General features: G+C 73.1%; 20 protein-coding genes. 14 read left to right on the forward strand and 6 right to left on the reverse strand.

What is annotated here, in order from left to right; translation table 11 throughout:
• Positions 1 to 70 precede the first annotated feature (70 nt).
• Entirely contained in the window at positions 71 to 1351 is a 1281-nt protein-coding gene (locus AB0910_RS20460; RefSeq protein ID WP_366746014.1) for an FAD-dependent oxidoreductase, read from the reverse strand.
• Positions 1352 to 1704: 353 nt separating this feature from the next.
• Between AB0910_RS20460 and AB0910_RS20465 the strand changes: the two genes are divergently transcribed.
• The 3 genes from AB0910_RS20465 to AB0910_RS20475 all read left to right on the forward strand — a co-directional run bounded on the left by AB0910_RS20465 (position 1705) and on the right by AB0910_RS20475 (position 5102).
• On the forward strand, positions 1705 to 2721 hold the full coding sequence (locus AB0910_RS20465) for a cupin domain-containing protein (RefSeq protein WP_366746015.1): 1017 nt from the start codon (positions 1705 to 1707) through the stop codon (positions 2719 to 2721).
• An 85-nt stretch (positions 2722 to 2806) separates the two neighbouring features.
• Positions 2807 to 3499 (forward strand): class I SAM-dependent methyltransferase, encoded by a 693-nt coding sequence (locus AB0910_RS20470; RefSeq protein ID WP_366746016.1) that lies wholly within the window; start codon positions 2807 to 2809, stop codon positions 3497 to 3499.
• Positions 3500 to 3803: 304 nt separating this feature from the next.
• On the forward strand, positions 3804 to 5102 hold the full coding sequence (locus AB0910_RS20475) for an MFS transporter (protein WP_366746017.1): 1299 nt from the start codon (positions 3804 to 3806) through the stop codon (positions 5100 to 5102).
• 55 nt (positions 5103 to 5157) lie between these two features.
• Here the strand turns inward: AB0910_RS20475 and AB0910_RS20480 are convergent, their stop codons facing one another.
• Positions 5158 to 5961 carry a FadR/GntR family transcriptional regulator gene (locus AB0910_RS20480; RefSeq protein ID WP_366746018.1) on the reverse strand — a complete coding sequence of 268 codons (804 nt, stop codon included), beginning with the start codon at positions 5959 to 5961 and terminating at the stop codon, positions 5158 to 5160.
• 422 nt (positions 5962 to 6383) lie between these two features.
• On the opposite strand from AB0910_RS20480, the gene AB0910_RS20485 reads away from it, so the two are divergent.
• From AB0910_RS20485 to AB0910_RS20495, 3 genes are all read left to right on the forward strand, one after another.
• Positions 6384 to 7460 carry an extracellular solute-binding protein gene (locus tag AB0910_RS20485; protein WP_366746019.1) on the forward strand — a complete coding sequence of 359 codons (1077 nt, stop codon included), beginning with the start codon at positions 6384 to 6386 and terminating at the stop codon, positions 7458 to 7460.
• A gap of 303 nt (positions 7461 to 7763) precedes the next feature.
• Positions 7764 to 9548, forward strand: a complete 1785-nt coding sequence (locus AB0910_RS20490) for an iron ABC transporter permease (RefSeq protein ID WP_366746020.1) — start codon at positions 7764 to 7766, stop codon at positions 9546 to 9548.
• A gap of 28 nt (positions 9549 to 9576) precedes the next feature.
• Positions 9577 to 10722: an ABC transporter ATP-binding protein gene (locus tag AB0910_RS20495; protein ID WP_366746021.1), complete on the forward strand. Its 1146-nt coding sequence runs from the start codon at positions 9577 to 9579 to the stop codon at positions 10720 to 10722.
• An 89-nt stretch (positions 10723 to 10811) separates the two neighbouring features.
• Here the strand turns inward: AB0910_RS20495 and AB0910_RS20500 are convergent, their stop codons facing one another.
• Genes AB0910_RS20500 through AB0910_RS20510 form a run of 3 tightly spaced genes read right to left on the reverse strand, consistent with a single transcriptional unit; the run spans position 10812 to position 13580 of the window.
• Complete coding sequence (locus AB0910_RS20500) at positions 10812 to 11528, reverse strand: glycosyltransferase (protein ID WP_366746022.1); 717 nt, start codon at positions 11526 to 11528, stop codon at positions 10812 to 10814.
• A 10-nt stretch (positions 11529 to 11538) separates the two neighbouring features.
• The gene (locus AB0910_RS20505) at positions 11539 to 12498 is read right to left on the reverse strand and encodes a PIG-L family deacetylase (RefSeq protein ID WP_366746023.1); all 960 of its coding nucleotides are present in this window, start codon (positions 12496 to 12498) and stop codon (positions 11539 to 11541) included.
• A complete protein-coding gene (locus AB0910_RS20510) occupies positions 12495 to 13580 on the reverse strand; it encodes an acyl-CoA dehydrogenase (protein ID WP_366746024.1) in 1086 nt (361 codons plus the stop codon). Before AB0910_RS20510 ends, AB0910_RS20505 begins: the two co-directional genes overlap by 4 nt.
• Before the next feature lie 594 nt (positions 13581 to 14174).
• On the opposite strand from AB0910_RS20510, the gene AB0910_RS20515 reads away from it, so the two are divergent.
• The 8 genes from AB0910_RS20515 to argF all read left to right on the forward strand — a co-directional run bounded on the left by AB0910_RS20515 (position 14175) and on the right by argF (position 21931).
• On the forward strand, positions 14175 to 15755 hold the full coding sequence (locus AB0910_RS20515) for an APC family permease (RefSeq protein ID WP_366746111.1): 1581 nt from the start codon (positions 14175 to 14177) through the stop codon (positions 15753 to 15755).
• Between the two features lie 51 nt (positions 15756 to 15806).
• The gene (locus tag AB0910_RS20520; RefSeq protein WP_366746025.1) at positions 15807 to 16202 is read left to right on the forward strand and encodes a cell division protein SepF; all 396 of its coding nucleotides are present in this window, start codon (positions 15807 to 15809) and stop codon (positions 16200 to 16202) included.
• Positions 16203 to 16315: 113 nt separating this feature from the next.
• Positions 16316 to 16657: a nucleotide pyrophosphohydrolase gene (locus AB0910_RS20525; RefSeq protein WP_366746112.1), complete on the forward strand. Its 342-nt coding sequence runs from the start codon at positions 16316 to 16318 to the stop codon at positions 16655 to 16657.
• 197 nt (positions 16658 to 16854) lie between these two features.
• A complete protein-coding gene (locus AB0910_RS20530) occupies positions 16855 to 17334 on the forward strand; it encodes a DUF6099 family protein (protein WP_366746026.1) in 480 nt (159 codons plus the stop codon).
• 48 nt (positions 17335 to 17382) lie between these two features.
• On the forward strand, positions 17383 to 18306 hold the full coding sequence (locus AB0910_RS20535) for an LLM class F420-dependent oxidoreductase (RefSeq protein WP_366746027.1): 924 nt from the start codon (positions 17383 to 17385) through the stop codon (positions 18304 to 18306).
• Positions 18307 to 18436: 130 nt separating this feature from the next.
• Positions 18437 to 19345 carry a homocysteine S-methyltransferase gene (gene mmuM, locus AB0910_RS20540; RefSeq protein WP_366746028.1) on the forward strand — a complete coding sequence of 303 codons (909 nt, stop codon included), beginning with the start codon at positions 18437 to 18439 and terminating at the stop codon, positions 19343 to 19345.
• Between the two features lie 121 nt (positions 19346 to 19466).
• Complete coding sequence (locus AB0910_RS20545; RefSeq protein ID WP_366746029.1) at positions 19467 to 20696, forward strand: arginine deiminase; 1230 nt, start codon at positions 19467 to 19469, stop codon at positions 20694 to 20696.
• A gap of 230 nt (positions 20697 to 20926) precedes the next feature.
• Positions 20927 to 21931 (forward strand): ornithine carbamoyltransferase, encoded by a 1005-nt coding sequence (gene argF, locus AB0910_RS20550; RefSeq protein WP_366746030.1) that lies wholly within the window; start codon positions 20927 to 20929, stop codon positions 21929 to 21931.
• A gap of 44 nt (positions 21932 to 21975) precedes the next feature.
• Here the strand turns inward: argF and AB0910_RS20555 are convergent, their stop codons facing one another.
• Entirely contained in the window at positions 21976 to 22461 is a 486-nt protein-coding gene (locus AB0910_RS20555; RefSeq protein ID WP_366746031.1) for an ATP-binding protein, read from the reverse strand.
• Positions 22462 to 22573: the final 112 nt, after the last annotated feature.

The raw sequence follows: 22573 nt of genomic DNA on the forward strand, positions 1-22573 counted from the left end.
CGCGGGGGGGCCGGGGCGGGGGCCCGCCCGCCCGGGCGGCCGGCCCCCTTCCCGTGCTTTCTCCGCCGTGTCACGCGGCGGGCGCCGCGCTCGCCACCTCGGTGATCAGGGTCTTCAGCGGCGCGTCGGCGTCCGCGGCCGCCTCGGCCGGGATCGTGGCGCCCTGGGTGAGCGCCTTGCGCACCGCCATGTAGTCGGCGGGGCGGTTCACCGCGTCCACCGCGATCAGCCGGCCCTCGCGGTAGTACAGGACCGAGAAGTGCTCGTCGTCCACGGCGCCGCGCACCACGGACGTGTCGTGCCCGGTGGACAGGCCGGCGATCTGCAGCCGCAGGTCGCCCTGGTAGGACCAGAACCACGGCACCGCCTTCGCCGGGGCCGGGCGCCCCAGCAGGGTGGCGGCAGCGGTCTGCGCCTGGGCCACCGCGTTCTGCACGGACTCGATCCGCAGGCGGCCCTCGCCGGTCAGCGGGTGCGGCTGGACCGTGCAGTCGCCGGCCGAGACCACCGCGGGGTCGCTGGTGCGGGCGGCCGCGTCGACCACGATGCCGCCGTCGCACACGAGGCCCAGCTGCTCGGCGAGTTCGGTGCGCGGGACCGCGCCGATGCCCACGAGGACCAGGTCGGCGGCGAGGAGCGTGCCGTCGGCGAGGACCACCCCTGCGGCCCTGCGCCCCGAGGCGTCGGGCTCGATCGCCGTCACCCCGGTCGAGAGCAGCACGTCGACGCCCCTGCGCCGGTGCGCCCGCGCGTAGAAGTCGGAGACCACCGGCGCCACGGCGCGGCCGAGCAGCCGGCCCGCCGCCTCCACGACGGTCACGGAGAGCCCCGCGGCGCGCGCCACGGAGGCCGCCTCCAAGCCGATGAAGCCGCCGCCGACCACCACCACGCGGGTGGCGGAGGCCAGCCGGCCGCGCAGGCCCGCCGCGTCCGCGTGGTCGCGCAGGTAGCAGACCCCTTCGAGGCCGGCGCCCGGCACGGGCAGCCTGCGCGGCCCCGCGCCCGTGGTCAGCGCCAGCCGGTCGTAGGGCAGCTCGCGGCCGGACGCGGTGGTGGCGAGGCCGGGCCGCAGGGCGGTGATGCGCTCGCCGCAGACCAGGTCGATGCCGTTCTCCGGGTAGAAGGAGGGGGCCCGGAAGGCCAGCGACTCCAGCTCGGCCGTGCCGGCCAGGAACTCCTTGGACAGCGGGGGCCGCTGGTAGGGCGCGTGGGGCTCCTCGCCGACGAGGGTGATCGCTTGGGTGTCACCCAGCTGCCGCAGCGAGACGGCCAGTTGGAGCCCGGCCTGGCTGGCGCCGACGATCAGCGTGCCGCCGCTCGTCGTGCGGCCGTCGCCGTCCTTGCGTGGCATCGGAAACCCCTCTCAGTCGGTGCTCGATGCTCTTAATGTAATACCATTGAACCATCGCAGGGAAGGAGGCTGATGTCGTACCTGTGAGTACGCGGTTACGTCCCTGAATCGTTGACTCCCTCTCCGGCCCGTTGATATAAAGGTTAGGCCAATGAAGTCAGGCTGAATGCCCGAATCAATCCCGGCCGAGCCAGCGGTCTCCGGCCAGACGGACTTCCAACTCCCCAGCAGTGCCCGGTCGATGTGGCCTGCGCGTACAAGTCCGTCCCTCCCCGGCAGGTGCCGGGGACAAGACCGCCGCACGGACCGGTGGACGCCGGTGCGCCCCGGTCCGACATCACGAGGAGAAGTGTATGAGCGAGAAGAAGGGGCGGGTCTTCCTCCGGGGGATCACGTCGGAGACCTACGGCCTCAAGGAGTTCCGCCGCAGCCAGCTGGACGCCCCGCGGGTCCGCGACGACTCGGTCGTCGTAGACGACGCGAAGGTCGCGCACTCCGGTGACTCGGAGAAGTCCCGCACCTGGTGGCGCATCGGCCCCGGCGACGACCCGTTCCTCACCCAGAGCCTCCAGGTCCACTTCGTGGAGCTGCCCCCGCGGTCCTCGAACCACGGCCACGGCCACCAGAACGAGGCCGCCTTCTACATCCTGGAGGGCGCGGGCTACGAGATCCACGACGACCAGCGCTACGAGTGGGAGAAGGACGACCTCGTCATCGTCCACACGGACTCGGTGCACCGGCACTTCAACCCGTACGACGAGACCGCGAAGTGCATCATCTTCAAGGCCAAGTCGCTCTGGATGTACCTCGGCCTGATCCAGCAGGGCCGCAGCGGCCCGATCGACAACCCCGACAAGTTCGGCGAGCGCGTCGACTGGTCGCAGCTGTGGACGCCGAACGTCGAGAAGATGCGCAAGGTCGTCAAGTCGGCCGACACCCCCTGGGAGTCCACGCCGCTCGGCAAGGTCCGCGTCATGTCGCAGCCCGGCGACGACGTCCGCACCTTCAGCGTCGACTCGTACGTCCTGGAGATCCCCGGCGGCAGCCGCTCCGGCAAGCGCTGGACGATGGCCGACGAGGTCCTCTACGTGCGCGAGGGCTCCGGCTACAGCCTCCACTGGGAGGTCGAGGCCGAGATCGCGGAGAAGTACTACGCCCGCATCGCCAACGAGCCCACCCGGCACGACTTCAAGGCCGGCGACACGGTGTACGTGCCGCACAACACGGTCGCGCAGCACTTCGCCGCCGACGGGACGCCGGTGAAGCTGATCTCCGCGCAGAACCGCCAGTTCAAGCAGCTCGGCTACCAGAACACCGTGTTCCTGGAGAACGCCCCGGAGTACGACGGCCCCGGAGGCGCCCGTTCCTGAAGCGGGCACCGGTCCACCCGACCTCATCCGTAGCCCGGATGGCGCGGGGCCCCGGCGCCCCGCGCAGAGCCGACGAGGAGACGAGATGGCACAACAGGGGCCCACTGCGGCCCAGGTCTGGTCGGACCCGGCCTTCGCCACGGCGTGGCTGGGCGGCGACCCGGACGGAGCACGGGACCTGCTGTCCCTGCCCCGCACGATCGCCGCGCAGCTGATCGCCGAGGAGAAGCCGGAGCCCGAGCTGGTCGTGGACATCGCGAGCGGCGCGGGGAAGTTCCTCTCCGTCCTGCTCACGGCCTTCCCGAAGGCCAGGGGCGTCTGGATGGACGTCTCGGAGACCATGCTCCAGCAGGCGCGCAAGGACCTCGCGGACTTCGGCGACCGGGTCACCTTCCAGGTCGGCGACATGCAGGCCCTGCGGGCCGCGGGGCTCCCCGAGGGGGCGGACGTCGTGCTCAGCTCGCGCGCCAGCCACCACCTCGACCGGGCCCAGCTGCACGCCTTCTACCAGGAGGCCGCGGGGCTGCTCGCCCCGGACGGCTGGCTCGTCAACCTGGACCACATCGGTCCCGAGGACGTCTGGGACCGCCGCTACCGGTCGGTGCGCAAGAAGTACTGGGCGCCGCGCAATCCCGCGCCCAAGCACCACCACAACTATCCGCTGACCAGTGTGGAGGACCACATCGACGGGTACCGCGCCGCGGGCCTGACCGAAGTGGACGTCGCCTGGAAGGCTTTCTACACCTGCCTGTTCGCGGGCCGACGCCCGCAGGGCTGAGCTCCACCCGGCCCGGCGTCGCGCAACCGAACGCTGCGCGACGCACGGGCCGCGCACACCCGCCGGGGCGCCGTACGTGGTCCGCGTTCCCCGGCCGCCGCGGCACACCGCACAGACACACCGCACAGACACACCGCACAGACACACCGCACAGACACACCGCACAGACACACCGCACCGAACGACCACGGCACACACACCACACGAGCACACCGCAGCGCACCACCGCGCACCCTCCGAGCACGCGAGCCCGGTACCGCAGGGCCGCGTGCTCACTCGTACGTACATGCAAGGACGCAAGCACGTGACACCCGAGACTGAACTGAGGGCCGACTCCCCACCCCGCCGCACGACCGCACTGCGCGGCCGTCACCTCCAAAGATGGCTCCACGTCAGCCTGCCCCTGCTGATCGCCTTCTCGGTGGCCCAGCTGAGCAAGTCCTCCATCGGCGTCATCGTCACCGACCACGCCTTCAGCCACCAGTTCGGCCTGGACAAGCACCCGGGCTCGGTGGGCTGGCTGACCAGCCTCTTCCTCTACGCCTACGGCATCGCGCTGTTCGGCTGGGGATTCGTACTCAAGCGGCTCGGCCCGCGGAAGTCGATGCTCATCGGCACGGCGATCTGGGTGCTCGCCCTGGCGCTCCCGCCGTTCGTCAACACCCTGGGCGAGCTCTACGGGACGCGCATCCTGCTCGCCATCGGCGAGGCGTGCTTCTACCCGGTCGCGCACACGCTGACCGCGCGGTGGTTCCCGATGCAGGAGCGGGCGCGGGCCAACGCGTCGTGGCTCTCCGGCATCTTCGTGGGCTCCGCGATCGGCAGCTCGCTGACCACCGTCATGATCAGCGGCACCGGCTGGCGCTTCACCTTCCTCACCCAGGCCGTCGTCGCCGCGGTGTTCGCCTTCCTGATCGTGCTCGTCCTCCTCCAGGACCGCCCCGAGGACGCGGAGAGCGTCAGCGCGGAAGAGGTCGAGCACATCGAGGCGGACCGGTTCGAGAACACGACCTCGGTGCCCAAGCTCGGCCCCGAGTCGCCGTTCCGCAACTACCGCTACTGGCTGACCATGCTGATGTACGTGGGGACCAACGCGCCCTTCTACGGCCTGGTCACCTGGGTGCCGCTCTACCTCCAGCAGGCCAGGCACGTGACGCTCGGCAACATCGGCATCGTGCTGACCGTCGCCAACGTGCTGTCCATCGTGGTGATGGTGCTGGTGGGCCGGGCCTCCGACCGCAAGGTCAAACGCGCCGGCTGGGCCGCCTGGGGCTTCGCCGTGGAAGGCATCGGCATCGCGGGCACCGCGCTGTTCAGCAACGCGGGCCTCGACAGCTTCTTCATCTTCCTGGGCCTCGCGGGCAACGCGTGGTGCGTGGTGACCAACTGGACACTGCTGCACAGCCTGATGCCGACCCAGCAGACGGAGTACTCGAGCAGCCTGTTCTCCTCGCTGACCAACCTGGTCGGCGCCGTGCTGCCCGCCCTGATGGGCACCCTGCTGGCCGCCACCGGTTCGTACACGGCGGGCTTCGGAGTGCTGTTCCTCTCGGTGCTGATCTCCTTCGGCTGCTGCATGGTCCTGCGGCCGCAGGGCTACTGAGGCACCAGCGCGCGAGGCGGGGCCGCGGGGCCGGGACGTCCGGCCCGCGGCTCCGTCACGCGTTCTGGGCGGGGACCTCGTCGAGCTGGGCGGGGACCTCGTCGAGGCAGAGGCGGTCGGCGGTGCGCGACAGGTGCTCGCGCATGATCCGCTCACCGGTCGCCACGTCGCCCGTCCGCACGGCCTCGACGATGGCGCGGTGCTCGTCGAGACCGCGGCGGCCCATCTCGGGCGCCGTGCTCTTGGCCTTGGCGAGCGACATCAGCAGCGGGCCGTGGAAGGACTGGATCAGCATCTCGAACGCCGTGTTGTGCGTCGCCGCCGCCAGCCGGGTGTGAAACTCGGCCGACAGGGAGACGTGGTACTCGCCGCTGTCCAGGGCCTGCTCCTGCCGGTCGCAGATGGCGCTCAGCTCGGCGATGTCCTCCTGGTCCACGCTCTCGCACAGCAGCGGGATGATGCCGACCTCCAGCACCATGCGGACCGCGGTGACCTCGGTGGCCGTGACCGAGGAGAGGGTCAGCAGGTCGACGATGCTCGCGCCCACCCGGTCGCTGGTCGGCTTGGTGACGAAGGCGCCGCCGTGCGCCCCCACCCTGATCTCCACCAGGCCGCTGGCCTCCAGCACGCGCAGGGCCTCCCGCACGGTCACCCGGCTCACCCCGAAGCGCTCGCACATCTCGCGCTCGGGGGGCAGCCGGTCGCCCGAGCTGAGCTTGCCCTCGTGGATGAGGGTCCGCACCTGGTCCACGATCAACGCGGAGATGCGGCGGTCGTTCACGGGGGTGAGCAGCCCGGCCTGGCGGCCGTCGTCCTTGGCACTCGCTCGGCGCGCCGGCATGGAGAGTCCTTTCGTCATGTATTGACCGTCCTAGTCTACCGGATTAGGGTATGACCAATGATCCCTGTGTCCCGGGCCGCTCACCGTAACTCCTGAAGCGGTTTCGGTCGCCGTCCCGGCCGCGTTTTCCGGTCACTTCCGCCGGTGGTAGGCGCCGGTCCCTGTCTCCAGTGTCCCATGGCTCAACTCCCGCATGCCGCCTGCCCGCTGAAGCGAACGTTCCGGGTGTGATACCCCTTCTCGCGGCGGTACGGACACGATTGCGCATCTCGCAAGAAAACCCTGCACGACTATTGCAATGGTCATACCCTCAGCCCAGAATGGCATTTGTTTTTCGGCGAGGCCCCACGAAAGACACCCACCGGTCGGGTTCCACGGGGCCCTCGACTGGAGGTGGCGGAATGCGCGGACGCATCGCACCGCACGCACCACGAGCCGTGATGAAAACACTCCGTTCCCCTCTGCGGACATCGGGCGCCCTGCTCATCGCGGGCGCGCTGACCGCCTGCGGGGGAGGCGCCGGCGGCGCCGCGATCACGAAGGTCGCTCCCGCACAGCAGCCGGACCAGCTCCTCGCCCAGGCGAAGAAGGAAGGCAAGCTGCTCTGGTACACGACGTTCGCCGACGACGACGTCGACGACATGATCACCGCCTTCCAGAAGACCTACCCCGGGGTGAAGGTCGAGGCGCTGCGCCTCAGCGCGGACAAGCTGCCCTCCCGCCTCGTCACCGAGCAGCGCGGCGGCAAGTTCAACGCGGACGTCATCTCCGCCGACTCCGAGCCCGTCTACCAGCTCATCAAGGTCGGCACGCTCGCGCCCTACCGGGTGCCGGAGATCCCGCCGCTGCCCAAGCAGCTGCAGAACCTCCCCGACGGCTACCGCAACGTCGTCTACATCAACACCAGCGCCATCGCCTACAACCCGCAGGCGGTCAAGTCCCAGCACCTGCCGGTCCCCGCCGAGCTCGAAGACCTCACCAAGCCCGCGTGGAAGGGCAAGTTCTCCATCGACCCCAAGGCCATCAACTGGTACGAGGGCCTCATCTCCGCCTACGGCCACGACAAGGCGCTCGACCTGGTCAAGCGGCTCGGGGACAACGAGCCCCGCCTCGTGGAGAGCCACACCCAGTCGATCACCGAGGTCCAGGGCGGCGAGCCCGCGGCCGTCGCCAACGCCTACGGCTACAAGGCGGCGGCCCTCCAGAAGAAGACCCCGACCCGGCTGGCCTTCTCCAACCCGAACCCGCTTCCCTCGGCCGCCGTCCTCGAAGAACTGGCGAAGAACGCGCCGCACCCGGCCGCCGCCAAGCTGTTCATCGACTGGATCATGTCGAAGGAGGGCCAGAAGCAGGTCGTCTCGATCACCAACCACGTCTCGCTGAGCGACCTCGAACACGACGACCCCGCCGTGTGGAACGAGAAGAAGTGGAAGCCGGCCTGGTCCACACCGGTGATCGAGCCCGACAAGTACGACATCCTGCTGCAGGAGTACGAGAAGGCCCTGCACGCCATCTGACCCCGGACGCACACCGCACCGCACGACCCGCCGCCGCATCCGGCGGCACCCGGGACAACCGCCCACCAGGCGGCACATCCGCACCACCGCGACCCCGAGCCCGCTCCCACCGGGCGGTCCGGGGCCTCCCGTACACCCTTTTACCGGTCCCCCTTCGCCTCCCCTTCCGCCCCCTCTCCCGCTTCACCTGTTTTCTTCTCCTTGCTCCCGTGGCACGACCGCAACCGTCTGCCCCGACCCTCAACCCGGCGTGACCCCACCACTTCCGGGCCTCGCCCTTCCCACTCCGAGGACGGCCAAGCAATGAGCCTCATCGACCGGTCGCGCCCCGCGCCACCTCCGACCCGCGAAGCGCCGCAGCCCGCGGGCCGCACCACGTCCCGATTCCTGGCGTGGTTCCGCAACCCGCGCAACATCCTGCTCGCCGTCGTCGCCCTCGTCGTCGCCTACCTGGCCGTCGTCCCCGCGGGCACGATGGTGATCGCCAGCCTCCAGGGCTCCTTCCTCTCGGCCGACAAGGTCACCTGGACGCTGCGCCACTACAGCGAGACCCTCGGCACCTCCGACTTCTGGTCGCTGGTGGGCAACTCCTTCGCCTACGCCGCCGCCACCGCAGTCGTCTGCACGGTCATCGGCTTCGGCCTCGCCTACCTGGTGTCCCGCACCAACACGCCGGCCAAGTTCTTCGCCCAGATCGCCGCCCTGGTGCCGCTGATCATCCCGGGCATCCTCAACACCGTCGCCTGGGCCCTGCTGTTCGCGCCGCACACCGGCGCGCTCAACGTGCTCCTGCGCGACCTGCACCTGCCGGCCTTCAACATCTACTCCCTCGCCGGCATGGTCCTCGTCCAGTCCATGCACGTCACCCCGGTCGCCTTCCTCATGGGCACCGCCGCCTTCGGCAACATGGACTCCTCGCTCGAAGAGGCCGCCCTCAGCTCCGGCGCACCGCCGTGGCGGGTCTTCCGCACCATCACCGCCCGGCTGATCAGGCCCGCCGTGATGTCGGCGGCGCTGCTGATGTTCGTCCAGACCATCTCCACCTTCGAGGTGCCGCAGCTCATCGGCGTCCCCGGGCACAAGTTCGTCTTCGTGAGCCGCATCTACAACGCGCTCCAGCAGTTCCCCACCGACTACGGCACGGTCGGCGTCATCGGCATCTTCATCCTCGCCGTCGCCAGCGTCGGCCTGTACTTCTCCCGCAAGCTCGGCGGCTCGGGCGCCGAGGCGCAGACCATCACGGGCAAGGGCTTCAGGCCCACCTCCATCGACCTCGGCAAGTGGAAGTGGCTCGGACTCGCCGCTTTCGTGGTGTTCTTCGTCGTCGCCGTCGCGCTGCCGCTGCTGATGCTCGTGTGGTCGTCGCTGCTGCCCGGCTACGAACCCCCGTCGATCGCCGCGCTGCACCGGCTCACCCTGTCCAACTACAGCGCGGTCCTGCACACCCCCGCGCTCACCAAGTCCGTCACCAACAGCCTGATCACGGCGGTGCTCGCCGGCGCCATCGTCACCGTGCTCAGCTCCCTCGTCGCCTACATCACCGTCAAGACCAAGGCGCGCGGCCGCGGCATCCTCGACGGCCTCGCGACCGTGCCCATCGCGGTGCCCAGCGTCGTGATGGGCGTCGGCATCCTGTACTGGTACCTGACGGCGCCCCTGCCGTTCCACCTGTACGGCACCCTCGCCATCCTCGTCATCGCGTTCGTCACCATCGGCCTGCCCTACGGCATGCGCTACATCGTGCCGGGCATCGCCCAGATCAAGGACGAACTGGAGGAGGCCGCCGCGGTGAGCGGCGCGTCCTGGCTGAGGACCTTCCGCCGCATCTACGTACCGCTGCTCGCGCCCTCGCTGCTGGCCGCGTTCCTCTACACCGTCATCGTCGCGTTCCGGGAGATCTCCGCCGCGATCTTCCTGTACACGGAGAACACCCAGGTGGTCTCGGTGACCATCTACACCGAGTGGGCGAACGGCAGCTACCCGATCGTGGCCGCGCTCGGCGTCTTCATCGTCGTCTTCCTGGCCGTCATCGTCGGCCTTGTCAGCCTGGTCACCCGGAAGACCGGGCTGAACCGGAACCGCCACTGAGCGCTCGAAGGGCTCGAAGGAGAGTCTCGTGATCGAAATACGCGGACTGATCAAGCGTTTCGACGGCAAAGCCGTCACCCGCAACGCCGTCGACGGCATCGACCTGACGGTGCCCGAGGGAGAGCTCGTCACCCTGCTCGGCCCCAGCGGCTGCGGAAAGACCACCACCCTGCGGCTCATCGCCGGGCTCGAACGGCCCGACGCGGGCGAGATCCGCATCGGCGGCAAGGCCGTCTACTCGTCACAGGACAACGTGTACGTGAGCGTGCACCAGCGCCCCATCGGCGTGGTGTTCCAGTCGTACGCGGTGTGGCCGCACATGACGGCCGTGCAGAACGTGATGTTCCCGCTGCGCTCGGGCCAGAAGAAGCTGCCCGTGCCGGAGGCGCGCCGCAAGGCCATGGAGGCGCTCGACCTAGTCGGCCTCGCCGACCTCGCCGACCGCCCCGCGCCCGCGCTCTCCGGCGGCCAGCAGCAGCGGATCTCCCTCGCCCGCGCCCTGACCCGCGAGCCGGAGGTGCTGCTCCTCGACGAGCCGCTCTCCAACCTCGACAAGGGGCTGCGCGACCGGGTGCGCGACGAGATCCGCGCAGTGCAGCAGCGCCTCGGCATCACCACGGTGTTCGTCACCCACGACCAGGACGAGGCGCTGGCCGTCTCCGACGAGGTCATCCTGATGGAGTTCGGCCGGATCGTGGAGCGGGGCCCCGCCCAGCAGATCTACGCCCGCCCGCGCAGCGAGTTCACCGCGCGCTTCATGGGCATCTCCAACAGCATCCCCGGCACCGTCACCGCCTGCGACGACGACCTAGTCGACATCACCCTCCCGCACGGCTCGCTGCGCTGCGTCGCGGCCGGCGACCTGGCGGAGGGCAGCCAGGTCAACGTCTTCATCCGGCCGGAGAGCCTGTCGCTCTCCCGCAAGGACGCCACGGGCAAGGGCTGGAAGGGCACCGTGGAGTTCAGCATCTACCACGGCGACTGCTGGGACTACCACGTGCGGGTCGGCGACACCCTGCTGCGCTCGCGCATCTACAAGGAGAAGGTCGGACTCTCCCACGGCGACCCGGTGTTCGTCTCGCCCGACGAGGAGACCGCCATCGCCATCCCGGCGGACGCCGCGCCCGGCGGGGCCGGCGCGGCCCCGCTCGCCGGCACGGCCACGGCGGGCTGAGCCGGGCCCGCAAAGGACCCCCGCGTGTCCGTGGCGCCGGTCGGGGCGGCACGGGCACGCGGGGCACACACGCCGCCGCGCGCGCCGGTTCAGGCGCCGCCGAGCGCGCTGAGGAACGAGCCGAAGCCGCGCGGGGCGCGGGAGTCGGCGCGGCCCGAGGTCAGCACCGGGCAGTCGTCCGTGCGCAGGACGCGGCGGCCCGCCCGGTCGAGGGCCGCGACCAGCGCGTGGTCCTCGCTGTGCGCGAGCGGCGGGAAGCCGCCCGCCGCGGTGTAGGCCCAGGCCGCCACACCGAGGTTGGCGCCGTGCACATGGGGATGGCGCCAGGCCCCGCGGCCGGGCGGCCGCTGCGCGAAGTAGTGCGCGTCGTGGCGCGCCGCCGTCACCGCGCTCAGCGGCGGGTGCGGCGCGAGCCGCACGGTGCCCACCACGCACTCCCAGCCCTGGCGCGCGTGGCGCAGCTGGTGCGCGAGCCAGCGCGGCGGCACCACCGTGTCCGCGTCCGTGGTGGCGAGCCACAGCGTGTCGCCGTACGCGGCGAGCCGGCGCAGCGCGACCCGCGCGCCGCTCGCCCGCGCCCTGCCGACATTGCGGAACGACTCCCGTACGACGAGCGCGCCCGCGTCCTGCGCGACCGCGGCGGTGCCGTCCGTGCAGGCGTCGGCGACCACCACGAGCAGCACCGGTACGCCCGCGGCCTCCGGATGGCGGGCCGCGGCCCGCAGCGAGTGCAGCGTCGCGGGCAGCGAGGCGCCCTCCTGGTGCGCGGGCACGATCACCGCGCAGGCCGCGGGCCGCCCGCTCACAGGACCGCCCTCATCGGAAGACCACCTCGAAGCCCCGCAGGTGGTGGGCGAGTTCGGCGGGCGGCAGGATCGCCGTGTCCTGATCGCCGTCCGCGGCGGGCTCGGTCTGGCTGGCGAACCGCCGTACGGCACGCCGCTTGGCCGCCGCGCTGTCGTCGTCGAGCGGCAGCCGCGCCGCGCTGCCCCACGGCACCCGCGGGTCGCCGGGGAACGACCAGTGCCACAGCCACAGCGGATAGCACCACACCGGGACCCTGGCCTCCGTGCACGCCGCGAACGCCGCGCGGCCCGCGGCCTCGTGGTCGCCGTGCAGGTCACCGGTCCACGGCGCCACGCACAGCCGGGCACCGGTCTCCCGCAGCAGCCCGGCCACGGTCTCCCGCACCCGGTCCTCGTAGTGGTCGACGGCCGTGTCGGGCACGGCGAGCCGCGCGGGCCGCAGCCCGTGGTGGCCGAGCTCGCCGAGCGCCGAGGCCAGCTCCGTCCTGCGCAGCTCGGCCGAACGGCGGTCACCCGGCCGGCGGCCGTCCGGACGGCGTACGGCAGGGCGCGCGGGCCGCGGCCCCGACCGCTCCCCGTCGCTCACCGACAGCAGGTGCACGGGCGTGTGGGAAGCGGCGAGCGCCGCCATCGTGCCGCCGAAGCCGAGGACCGCGTCGTCGGGGTGGGCCGCCACCACGAGCACGGGCCCCGGCGGCACCAGGGCCCTGGGCAGGGCGCCCAGGCCGTCCCAGGCCGCCCACCGGGACTCCGGCGTGCCCTCGGCGTCGGCGTCGTACGCCGCCGCCCTGCGGCACGCGGTGCCCTCGGCGCCCGCCGCGACGTCCGCTGTCTCCCGCAGCCCGGTGGCCGCGGGGCCGCCCGCGGCCCGCCCGGCCGCCAGGGAGCGCGCGGTCGCGCCCACCCCGCCGGGGGGCGCCGCTCCCGCGCCCGCCGTACCCGTCGTCGAGTGCTCTGCAGCGTCGGTCATCGCTCGTCCTCTCCGCCGTCGTTGCCGTGGTCGTCCCGGGCGCCGAACAGACGCCCCAGCTCGGCCAGCCCGCGTTCCACCGGGTGCAGCCGCATCAGCACCGCGAGGTCGGCGGCGGCCCGCGCGTGCCGCGCGTCGTGGCACAGCGGCGTGCCGCCCGCGCCCCGCCCCACGTGGGCGAGCACCTCCGTGCAGACCAGCTCGGCGAGCGCCTGCACGCGCAGGCCCCGCATCCGGGCCGCGCCCCGCGTGTCCAGCGGGTCCGCGTCGATGTCGCGCGCCGCGCGTTCGAGCACCGCGACGGCCGAGGACAGCAGCGTGTCGACGGCCCCGAGGTGCGCGGCAGCGAACGCGTCCTGGGTGCGCCTGCGCGCCGACGCGTACAGCGTCTCCGCCACCGCACGCGCCCCGCCGAGCAGGCATGCGGCCACCCCGGCCGCCGCGTGCTCGGACCCCGGGCGGTCCGTGTACGCGCCCACCCCGCCGACCGGCATCCCCTCGGCCGCGGTGAACGCCACGTCGCAGGCGTCGCTGCCCGCCATCCCCACCGCGCGCCTGCTCCCGGGCACCGGCCGCACCCCCGACTGGGCCAGGCGGACCGCGAACAGCCGTCTGCCGTCCACCGCGTCGGCCGAGACCAGCGCGTGCGTGCAGCAGTGCGCGCCCGCGCAGTACGGCCGCACGCCGTCGAGGAGCCACCGCCCGTCGACGCACCGCGCCCCGGGCGCGGGTCCTGGCGGCCGCGCCGCCCAGACGGCCCACCGCTCGCCCGGCCCGACCGGCGCGCCTGCGACCTCGTCGAGGATGGCCACCGCGTCGAGGTGGCCCTCGGCGAGCCGGGCCAGGGACAGGTCCGCACGGCCCAGCTCGTACAGGGTGCGCAGCCGCGCGGCGGTACGGCCCGAGCCGGGCAGCGGCACCTCGGCGAGCGGCGGGCCGACGCCGCCCGCGGGGTCGGCCGCGCAGGTCAGCGCCGCGAAGCGGGCGGCCACGGCACGCCGTGCGGCGGCCGGTTCCTGGACGTCGCCTGTGTCGTCCGCCCCCGTCTCGGGGCGCGCGGGATACGTCGCGTCGGCGGTCACCGTGGCCTCCTCGGGTGTGGGGGACCCCCGGGTGCGCGGGGGAGGGGAGCTGCGGTTCTGCGGAGGTGCTCGGAACGTCTCACGCCCCGCCCGCCCCCACCACCGGACCCACCGCCGCACCCGCCCACGACAGGCCCCCGGGATGCGGCCGCCCCGGAAGTGGGGTACGGCGGCGGGCCTCCCGGAGGAGCGTCCTGAGCCTCGAACGGTGGGCGCTCCCGCGGCGGGCGCGGGCCCCCGGGTGCGGCGCGGCCGCCGCAGCCGGAGTCCGGAGCGCGGGGACCCGCGGGCCGGGGTACGCGTCGACCGTGTCAGGCTGGGCACGCTCTCCTCCCGGACCCGGTCCCACCGGGCCCTTCGCGTACCATCCACGCGGTCGCCACCCGGCCGCGCCACCGCCCGCAACCGACCGAACCGTCCGCAACCGCCCCGTCGATCCGCCCCGTTGAGAACCCGCAACCGACCGTCCTTCCGCAGCCCGCGCGCCGCCCACCCGGCGCGGCCGGGCGCGGACCACCGCACGAGGGGACCCGGCCCGTGCCGCCGAAGCCACCGTCACCACCGCCGCCCGCGGCACCGGACGTACCGGTCGAGCTGTCGCAGGAACACCGCCTCAAGCGCGATCTCGGCTTCTGGGGCCTGACCGCGATCGGCTTCTCCAACATCATCGGCTCCGGCTGGCTGTTCGCTGCGATGTTCGCCGCGCAGACCGCGGGCCCCGCCGCCCTGCTGTCCTGGATCGCCGCGGGGGCGCTGTGCGCGCTCGTCGCGCTGGTGATGGTCGAACTCGGCGCGACCCGCCCCGAGGGCGGCGGCACCGTGCGCTGGCCGCTCTACGCGGGCGGCCGGCTCGTCGGCACCATGGTCGGCTGGTCGGTGCTGCTCTCGGTGGGCGGCACCGCGGCCGAGATCAGCGCGATCATGCAGTACGCGGCCCACTACGTCCCCGGCATCTACCGCGGCTCCTCGCTGACCTGGCCGGGCCTCGCGCTCGCCTGCGGCCTGAGCGTGCTGCTGACCGCGCTGAACTGGTTCGCGGTACGGCTGTTCGCCCGCCTGAACAACCTCGTCTCGCTGCTGAAGGTGCTCATCCCGCTGATCACGGTGGTCGCGCTGTTCGCCTCCGGCACCCACGCGGGCCGGCTCGCGGGCGGCACGCACGGCGGCTTCGCGCCCTACGGGTACGCGGCCTGCCTGACCGCGCTCGCGGGCGGCGGCATCGTCTACTCCGTCAACGGCTTCCAGGCCCCGCTCGACTTCTCCGGCGAGGCGCGCAGGCCGCGCCGTACCGTACCGGCAGCCGTGCTCACCGGGATCGGCCTCGCCGTCGTCGTGTACCTGCTGCTCCAGCTGGCGTTCCTGATCACCGTGCCCGACTCGACGCTCGCCCACGGCTGGCAGGGCGTCAGCTTCGACTCGCCCTTCGGGCAGCTCGCCCTGCTCCTCAACCTCCAGTGGCTGGCCACGCTGTTGTACGCGGACGCGGTGATCTCGCCCGGCGGCTCCGCGTACGTCGGGGTGGCCATCGACGCCCGGCACACCTACGCCCTCGCGAAGAACGGCCTGCTGCCGCGGTTCTTCCTGCGTATCGACCCGCGCTCGGGAGCGGCCCGCCGCGCCCTCGTGCTGAACCTCGCGGTGATCGTCGTCTTCCTGCTGCCGTTCGGCGGCTGGCAGAGCATCGTCAGCGTGATGGGCGACATGTACCTGCTGATCTACGCGGCCTCGGCGGTCGCCGTCGCCTCGTTCCGCGCGCACGACAGGGAGCGCGGAGCCGGGCGCAGGGACGGGCAGTTCCCGGGGATGCGGTGGATCGCGCCCCTCAGCTTCGCGGTCGCCGGGGAGTTCGTGTACTGGTCGGGCTGGCACAGCCTGCGGCTCGCGCTGCCGCTCGTCCTGGTCGGCCTGCCGGTCTTCCTGCTGCTGCGCCGCCCGCAGGACGCGCCCCCGCTCCGCGTCGAACTGCGCCAGGGCGTCTGGCTTGTCTGCCATCTGGCCGTCCTGACCCTGCTGTCCTGGCTCGGCTCCTTCGGCGGCTCGGGCAGGCTGCCCGCCCCGTACGACTCGGTGACGGTCGCGGTGGTCGCCCTCGCCGTCTTCGCCTGGGCCGTCAGGTCGGGCGCCGCGCATCTGCGTACCGCGCCACCCCGTGTCGCTGATGGGCTGAACGGGTGAGCCGGGGGAGGATGGCCCGATGCAGAATCAGCACAGGGGAGGGGTGGCGCGGTGAACAGGTACGACGAGTACGACGTCACCGACGAGCAGTGGGAGGGCCTGGCCCAGGTCGTGCCGCTGCGCAACCGCGACATGTGGCCGTCCCGGGTCGACCACCGCACCGTCCCGCAGGAGATGACGGAGGAGCAGCGCCGCTTCGTGGTGCTGCGGGTGCAGGTCTTCGGGGACGCGCGTGAAGTCGCCGAGCACCTGCTCGCGCAGATCCCGGTGCTGCTCGACCTGACCGCCGCCGACACGGACGTGGCCAAGCGCATCCTCGACTTCAGCAGCGGCGTCGTGTTCGGCCTCGGCTGCGGGATGCACCGCGTCGACCGGAACGTCTTCCTGCTCGCACCGGCCGGCACCGAGGTCGAGGGCGCGCCCGAGGCGGCGGTGCCGGGTACGTGAGCGGGGAACGGGACGCCGGGGGCGGCGACAGGGACGGAGCCGGGAAGCGGGACGGGGAGCGCCCCGCGCCGGGCGGCAGGGAGACCGCGGCGCCCGCGCCCGGCGTCCCGGAGCTGCGGCGCAGACTCACGGCGTTCGCCGCGGCGCGCGGCTGGGAGCCGTACCACACGCCGAAGAACCTGGCCGCGGCGCTGAGCGTCGAGGCGTCTGAGCTGCTGGAGATCTTCCAGTGGCTCACGCCCGAGCAGTCCGCCGGGATCATGGCGGACCCGGAGGCCGCGTTCCGCGTCGAGGACGAGGTCGCCGACGTGCTCTCGTACCTCCTCCAGCTCTGCGAGGCGCTGGACATCGACCCGCTGGTCGCGCTCGCGGCGAAGATCGAGCGGAACGAGACGCGCTTCCCGCCGGCCGCCGGGCCACACGCGGAGAGTGCCGGCGGAACGTCATCTTCCTGAGCGCTGGTCACTCTCCGGGGTGAGGGAGTTGTCCCCATCCGGACCGATCTCGCCCTTTCTTCCGGCCTGTTGTCCACAGAAGACGGGACCCCCCTGGTTCCGGGCGCCGCTTTCCCGCACTCTGGGTGATGCGACGGCGACGGGCGGTCACCCGCCGCGCGAGGCGCACGGCGCGCAGGACGAGGGGGGACGTGCACATGGACGCGGTACGGATCGCGGAGACGGGCAGGGAAGCGCTGGCGGCCTGCCGCACCACGGCCGAGGTGGTGGCGGAGGCATGGCAGGCACAGGCGCTCGCGCGGGCGCTCGGCGACCTGCTCGCCGCGCGGTGCACCGGAGAGGCCAGGACGGCTGCGGGCGAGCTCGCCGACGCGGGAGAGCGCGGCAGGGGGCCCGTCGAGCATCCCGCGCTGCGGGCCGCAGGCGGCCTCAGAGCAGCCGCGCTGACCGGCCCGGTGGACGCGTCGGCCGCGCTGGCCGCCCTGGGCGCGCTCCTCGAAGAGGCCGGTGCGGCGCTCGTCGTGGTCGCCACGGCCGCGGACGACGCGTGCGTCTACTGGCAGTGCATGGAGGCGATCGACGCCGCGGCGGAGTCCGGCGACCGGGCGGCGGCGCTCCTGCGGCTGCCGGGGATCCGGCGGCACTGCGGGCCTGGACCGCCGGCCGGCGGCCCCTGACGGCCGGCCAATGGCCGCCGGCGCGGGCGCGAGGTGCAGGATGGGGGCATGGATCTTCGCATCTTCACCGAGCCCCAGCAGGGCGCGACCTACGACACCATCCTCCGCGTCGCCAAGGCCACCGAGGACCTGGGGTTCGACGCCTTCTTCCGCTCGGACCACTACCTGCACATGGGCGGCGTGGACGGGCTGCCGGGGCCCACCGACGCCTGGATCACCCTGGCGGGCCTCGCGCGCGAGACCCGGCGGATCCGCCTCGGGACGCTGGTGACCGCGGCGACGTTCCGGCTGCCCGGCGTGCTCGCCATCCAGGTCGCCCAGGTCGACCGGATGTCCGGCGGCCGGGTCGAGCTCGGGCTGGGTGCCGGCTGGTTCGCCGAGGAGCACGCCGCGTACGGGATCCCGTTCCCCGACGACAAGTTCAGCAGGCTGGAGGAGCAGCTCGACGTGGTCACCGGGCTGTGGGCCACGGAGGTCGGCGAGAAGTTCTCCTACGACGGCGCCCACTACCGGCTGACCGACTCGCCCGCGCTGCCCAAGCCCGCCCAGGCGAAGCCGCCGGTCATCGTCGGCGGCAAGGGGCCGAAGCGCACTCCGCGGCTCGCCGCGCGGTTCGCGGACGAGTTCAACCTGCCCTTCGGCTCGGTCGAGGAGACCGAGGCGCAGTTCGGCCGGGTGCGCGCGGCGGTCGAGGAGGCCGGGCGCCCCGCATCCGACCTGGTGTACTCCAGCGCGCTGCCGATCTGCGTGGGCCGCGACGACGCGGAGGTGGCGCGCCGGGCCGCCGTCCTCGGCCGCGAGGTGGGCGAGCTCAGGGAGAACGGCCTCGCGGGCTCGCCCGCCGAGGTCGTCGACAAGATCGGCAGGTACGCGGCGGTCGGCTCGACCCGCTTCTACCTGCAGACGATGGACATGACCGACCTGGACCACCTGGAGCTGGTCGCTTCCCAGGTCGCGCCGCAGCTCGACTAGGGCGTGTCCGCGACGTCGCGTCGTCCGCCCGGAGGGCGTCGCGCGCCAGATGCGACGTCGCGGACACGACCCAGGGCCGGACAGGTCCTGGAGGCCGGGGCCCCGCCCCGGCCGGGAGGAGGTGACCGCCGTGCGGCCCGCGAGACCGCTCGCCGAAGCCCTCGCCGAGGGGCCCGTCGTGCTGGACGGCGGGCTGTCCAACCAGCTCGCCGACCAGGGCGCCGACCTGTCGGGCGAGCTGTGGTCGGCCCGGCTGCTCGCCGACGCGCCCGAGCAGGTCGCGGCCGCCCACGCCGCCTATGTGCGGGCGGGCGCGCGGGTGCTGATCACGGCGAGCTACCAGGCCACGTTCGAGGGGTTCGCGCGGCGCGGCGCCTCGCGCGCGGAGGCCGCCGCACTGTTCGCCCGCAGCGTGCGGCTGGCGCGGGCCGCGGGCGAGGGCACCGCGGACGAGGTGTGGGTGGCCGCGTCCGCCGGGCCCTACGGGGCGATGCTCGCGGACGGCAGCGAGTACCGCGGGCGGTACGGGCTCACGGTGCGCGAGCTGACCCGCTTCCACCGGCCGAGGATCGAGGCGCTCGCCGCCGCGTCACCCGACGTCCTCGCGCTGGAGACGGTGCCCGACACCGACGAGGCGGAGGCGCTGCTCGCCGCGGCACGCGGCAGCGGGGTGCCGGTGTGGCTCTCGTACACGGCGGCGGGCGGCCGCACCCGCGCGGGGCAGCCGCTCGCGGACGCGTTCGCCCTGGCGGAGGGGGACGCCCAGGTGGTCGCGGTCGGCGTCAACTGCTGCACCCCGCAGGACGCGGAGGCGGCCGTGCCGCTCGCGGCGGCCACGGGCAAGCCGGTCGTCGTCTACCCCAACAGCGGGGAGCGCTGGGACGCCCGGGCGGGCGGCTACCGCGGCCCCGCTGCGTTCGACCCGTCGCGAGCCGCCGCGTGGCGGGACGCGGGGGCCCGGCTGGCCGGCGGCTGCTGCCGGGTCGGGCCCGGCGCGATCGCCGCGCTCGCCGCCGCGCTGCACGGCGGCGGAGCGTGACCGTCGCGCGGGAGAGCGCGCGGGCCGCCGGGCCCCGGCACGGCGCCGCGCGCCGCAAGGTGCGGGGGATCACGGCGAGGTCCGAGGGGTGAAGGGCGGGCGGCGCGGTCAGGATGGAGGCATGAGCTTCCATGTCGACTCGGAGACCGGGCGGCTGCGCCGCGTGATCCTGCACCGCCCCGGCCTCGAACTGAAGCGGCTCACCCCGCAGAACGCGGACGCGCTCCTCTTCGACGACGTGCTGTGGGTGCGGCGCGCGCAGGAGGAGCACGACGGGTTCGCGGCGGTGCTGCGGGAGCGGGGCGTCGAGGTGCATCTCTTCGGCGACCTGCTGCGGGAGGCGCTGGAGGTCCCGGCGGCCAGGGAGCTGGTCCTCGACCGGGTCTTCGACGAGAGGGAGTACGGCCCGCTCGCCACGGACCAGCTCAGGGCCGCCTTCGAGGAACTGCCGGCGGCCGGCCTCGCGGAGGCGCTCGTCGGCGGCGTCACCAAGCGGGAGTACCTGGCCGCCCACGGGGAGCCCACGTCGGTGCGCTTTCACGTCATGGAGCAGGACGACTTCCTCCTCGGCCCGCTGCCCAACCACCTGTTCACCCGGGACACCTCGGCCTGGGTGTACGACGGCGTCAGCGTCAACGCGATGAGCCGCCCCGCGCGCCGGCGCGAGTCCGTGCACTTCGAGGCGATCTACCGGCACCATCCCCTGTTCGCGGGGGACGGGGCCAATCCCTTCCACCACTGGGCGCAGGGCCAGGGCCACCCCGCGACGATCGAGGGCGGCGACGTGCTGGTGCTCGGCCGGGGCGCCGTGCTGATCGGGATGAGCGAGCGCACCACGCCGCAGGCCGTGGAGATGCTGGCGCGCGGCCTGTTCGCCGCGGGTTCCGCCGCCACGATCGTCGCGCTCGACCTGCCGAAGCGCCGGGCGTTCATGCACCTCGACACGGTGATGACGATGGTCGACCACGACACGTTCACCCAGTACGAGGGCCTCGGAATGCTCCGTTCGTACACCATCGAGCCGGGCGTCGGGGACAGGGAGCTGAAGGTCACCGACCACCCGCCGGAGCACATGCACCGGGCGATCGCCGCCGCGCTCGGCCTGGACCGGGTGCGGGTGCTCACGCCCACCCAGGACGTGCACTCGGCGGCGCGCGAGCAGTGGGACGACGGGTGCAACGTGCTGGCGGTCGAGCCGGGCGTCGTGGTCGCCTACGAGCGGAACTCCACCACCAACAGCCATCTGCGCAGGCAGGGTTTCGAGGTGATCGAGATCCGCGGCAGCGAGCTGGGGCGCGGCCGGGGCGGGCCGCGCTGCATGAGCTGCCCGGTGGAGCGGGACGGCGTCTGAGCGCGCGGGCCGCCGCGTGCGCCGGCGGGCGCCGCGCGGCAGGCGGCCGGGACGCCGTACCCCCGCGGGGTCTGTATAGCCATGCGGTATGGCGTATATAGTTACGGAGTCCGTTGTCCCTTCGTCCGCCGGGCGCCGGTCCCCGACCGCCGTACCGGGCCGCAAGACCGTCCACGCACCGGCCACCCGCCCGGCCGCGCAGCCGCAGCCGACCCCTCAGGAGCAGCACCATGGCGATACACCTCCCCGGCCGCCACTTCCTCAAGGAGCTCGACTTCACGCCGGAGGAGTTCCGCGGCCTGATCGACCTCGCCGCCGAACTCAAGGCCGCCAAGAAGGCGGGCACCGAGGTGCAGCGGCTGCGCGGCAGGAACATCGCGCTCATCTTCGAGAAGGCCTCCACGCGGACCCGCTGCGCCTTCGAGGTGGCCGCCGCGGACCAGGGCGCCGCCACCACCTGCATGGACCCGGCGGGCTCGCACATCGGCAAGAAGGAGTCGGCGAAGGACACGGCCCGGGTCCTCGGCCGGATGTTCGACGGCATCCAGTACCGGGGCGACGCCCAGGCCACCGTCGAGGAGCTGGCCGCCCACGCGGGCGTGCCCGTCTTCAACGGCCTCACCGACGACTGGCACCCCACCCAGATGCTCGCCGACGCGCTCACGATGACCGAGCACTGCGATCGCCCCCTGAGCAGGACGAGCTTCGCCTACCTCGGCGACGCGCGGTTCAACATGGGCAACTCCTACCTGGTCACGGCGGCGCTGCTCGGCATGGACGTGCGGATCGTCGCGCCGCGCGCGTTCTGGCCGGCCGAGGAGGTGCTCGCCGCCGCCCGCAAGACCGCCGAGACGACCGGCGCCCGGCTGCACCTGACCGAGAACGTCGCCGAGGGCGTCGCGGGCGTCGACTTCGTCGTCACCGACGTGTGGGTGTCGATGGGCGAGCCCAAGGAGGTCTGGGACGTGCGCATCGCCGCCCTGGCCCCGTACACGGTGACGATGGACGTGCTGCGCGCCACCGGCAACCCGGACGTGAGGTTCCTGCACTGCCTGCCCGCCTTTCACGACCTGGGCACCGAGGTCGGGCGGGAGATCCACGAGCGCTACGGCCTGCGCGAGCTCGAGGTGACGGACGAGGTCTTCGAGTCCCCGCACTCGGTCGTCTTCGACGAGGCCGAGAACCGCCTGCACACCATCAAGGCCGTCCTCGTCGCCACGCTCGGCGACGCGTAGCGCGGCAGCGGCGGCCGAGGGCCGTGCCCGCGGCCGCCATACGGTCACGCCTGCGGCCGCCGCGTCCCCTGGCGCGGTACGAGCGGAGCGTTGCCGCCGTGCCCCGGCGGGCACGGCTCGGGCAGCGTGAACCACACGGCCTTGCCGCCGTCGGTCCGCCGGTGGCCGCACTCCTCGCTGAGGGTGCGGATCAGCAGCAGCCCCCTGCCGTCCTCCTGCCACGGGTCGGGCATGGCCGCGGGGCCCGGCGCGTCGAGCGCACCAGGCGGCCGGGGGTCGGCGTCGTGCACCTCGACCCGGCAGCAGCCGGACGGAAGCAGCGCCACCACCAGCCGTATCGGCTCGTCGCCCCGCGTGTGCTCGACGGCGTTGGCCACCAGCTCCGCCGTCAGCAGCTCCGCCGTGTCCGCCTCACCGCCCCGTTCGAGGCCGGCCAGCGCGGCCCGCACCAGGGCACGCGCCATCGGCACGGCGGCCGCCGTGTGCGGGAGCGCGATGTGCCAGGGGGAGAGGCGGGGACTGTCGGGCAAGGGAGCGTTCCGTTGTCGAGGACGGTGTGCGAGCGGGTCCGGCCTTCCCGGAGAGTAGGGGCGTGGTCGAGCGGGCGACAAGCCGTCCGTGGTGGGACGTGTGCCACAACTC

This window comes from Streptomyces sp. NPDC047002 (assembly GCF_040704505.1).
Classification (GTDB): domain Bacteria; phylum Actinomycetota; class Actinomycetes; order Streptomycetales; family Streptomycetaceae; genus Streptomyces.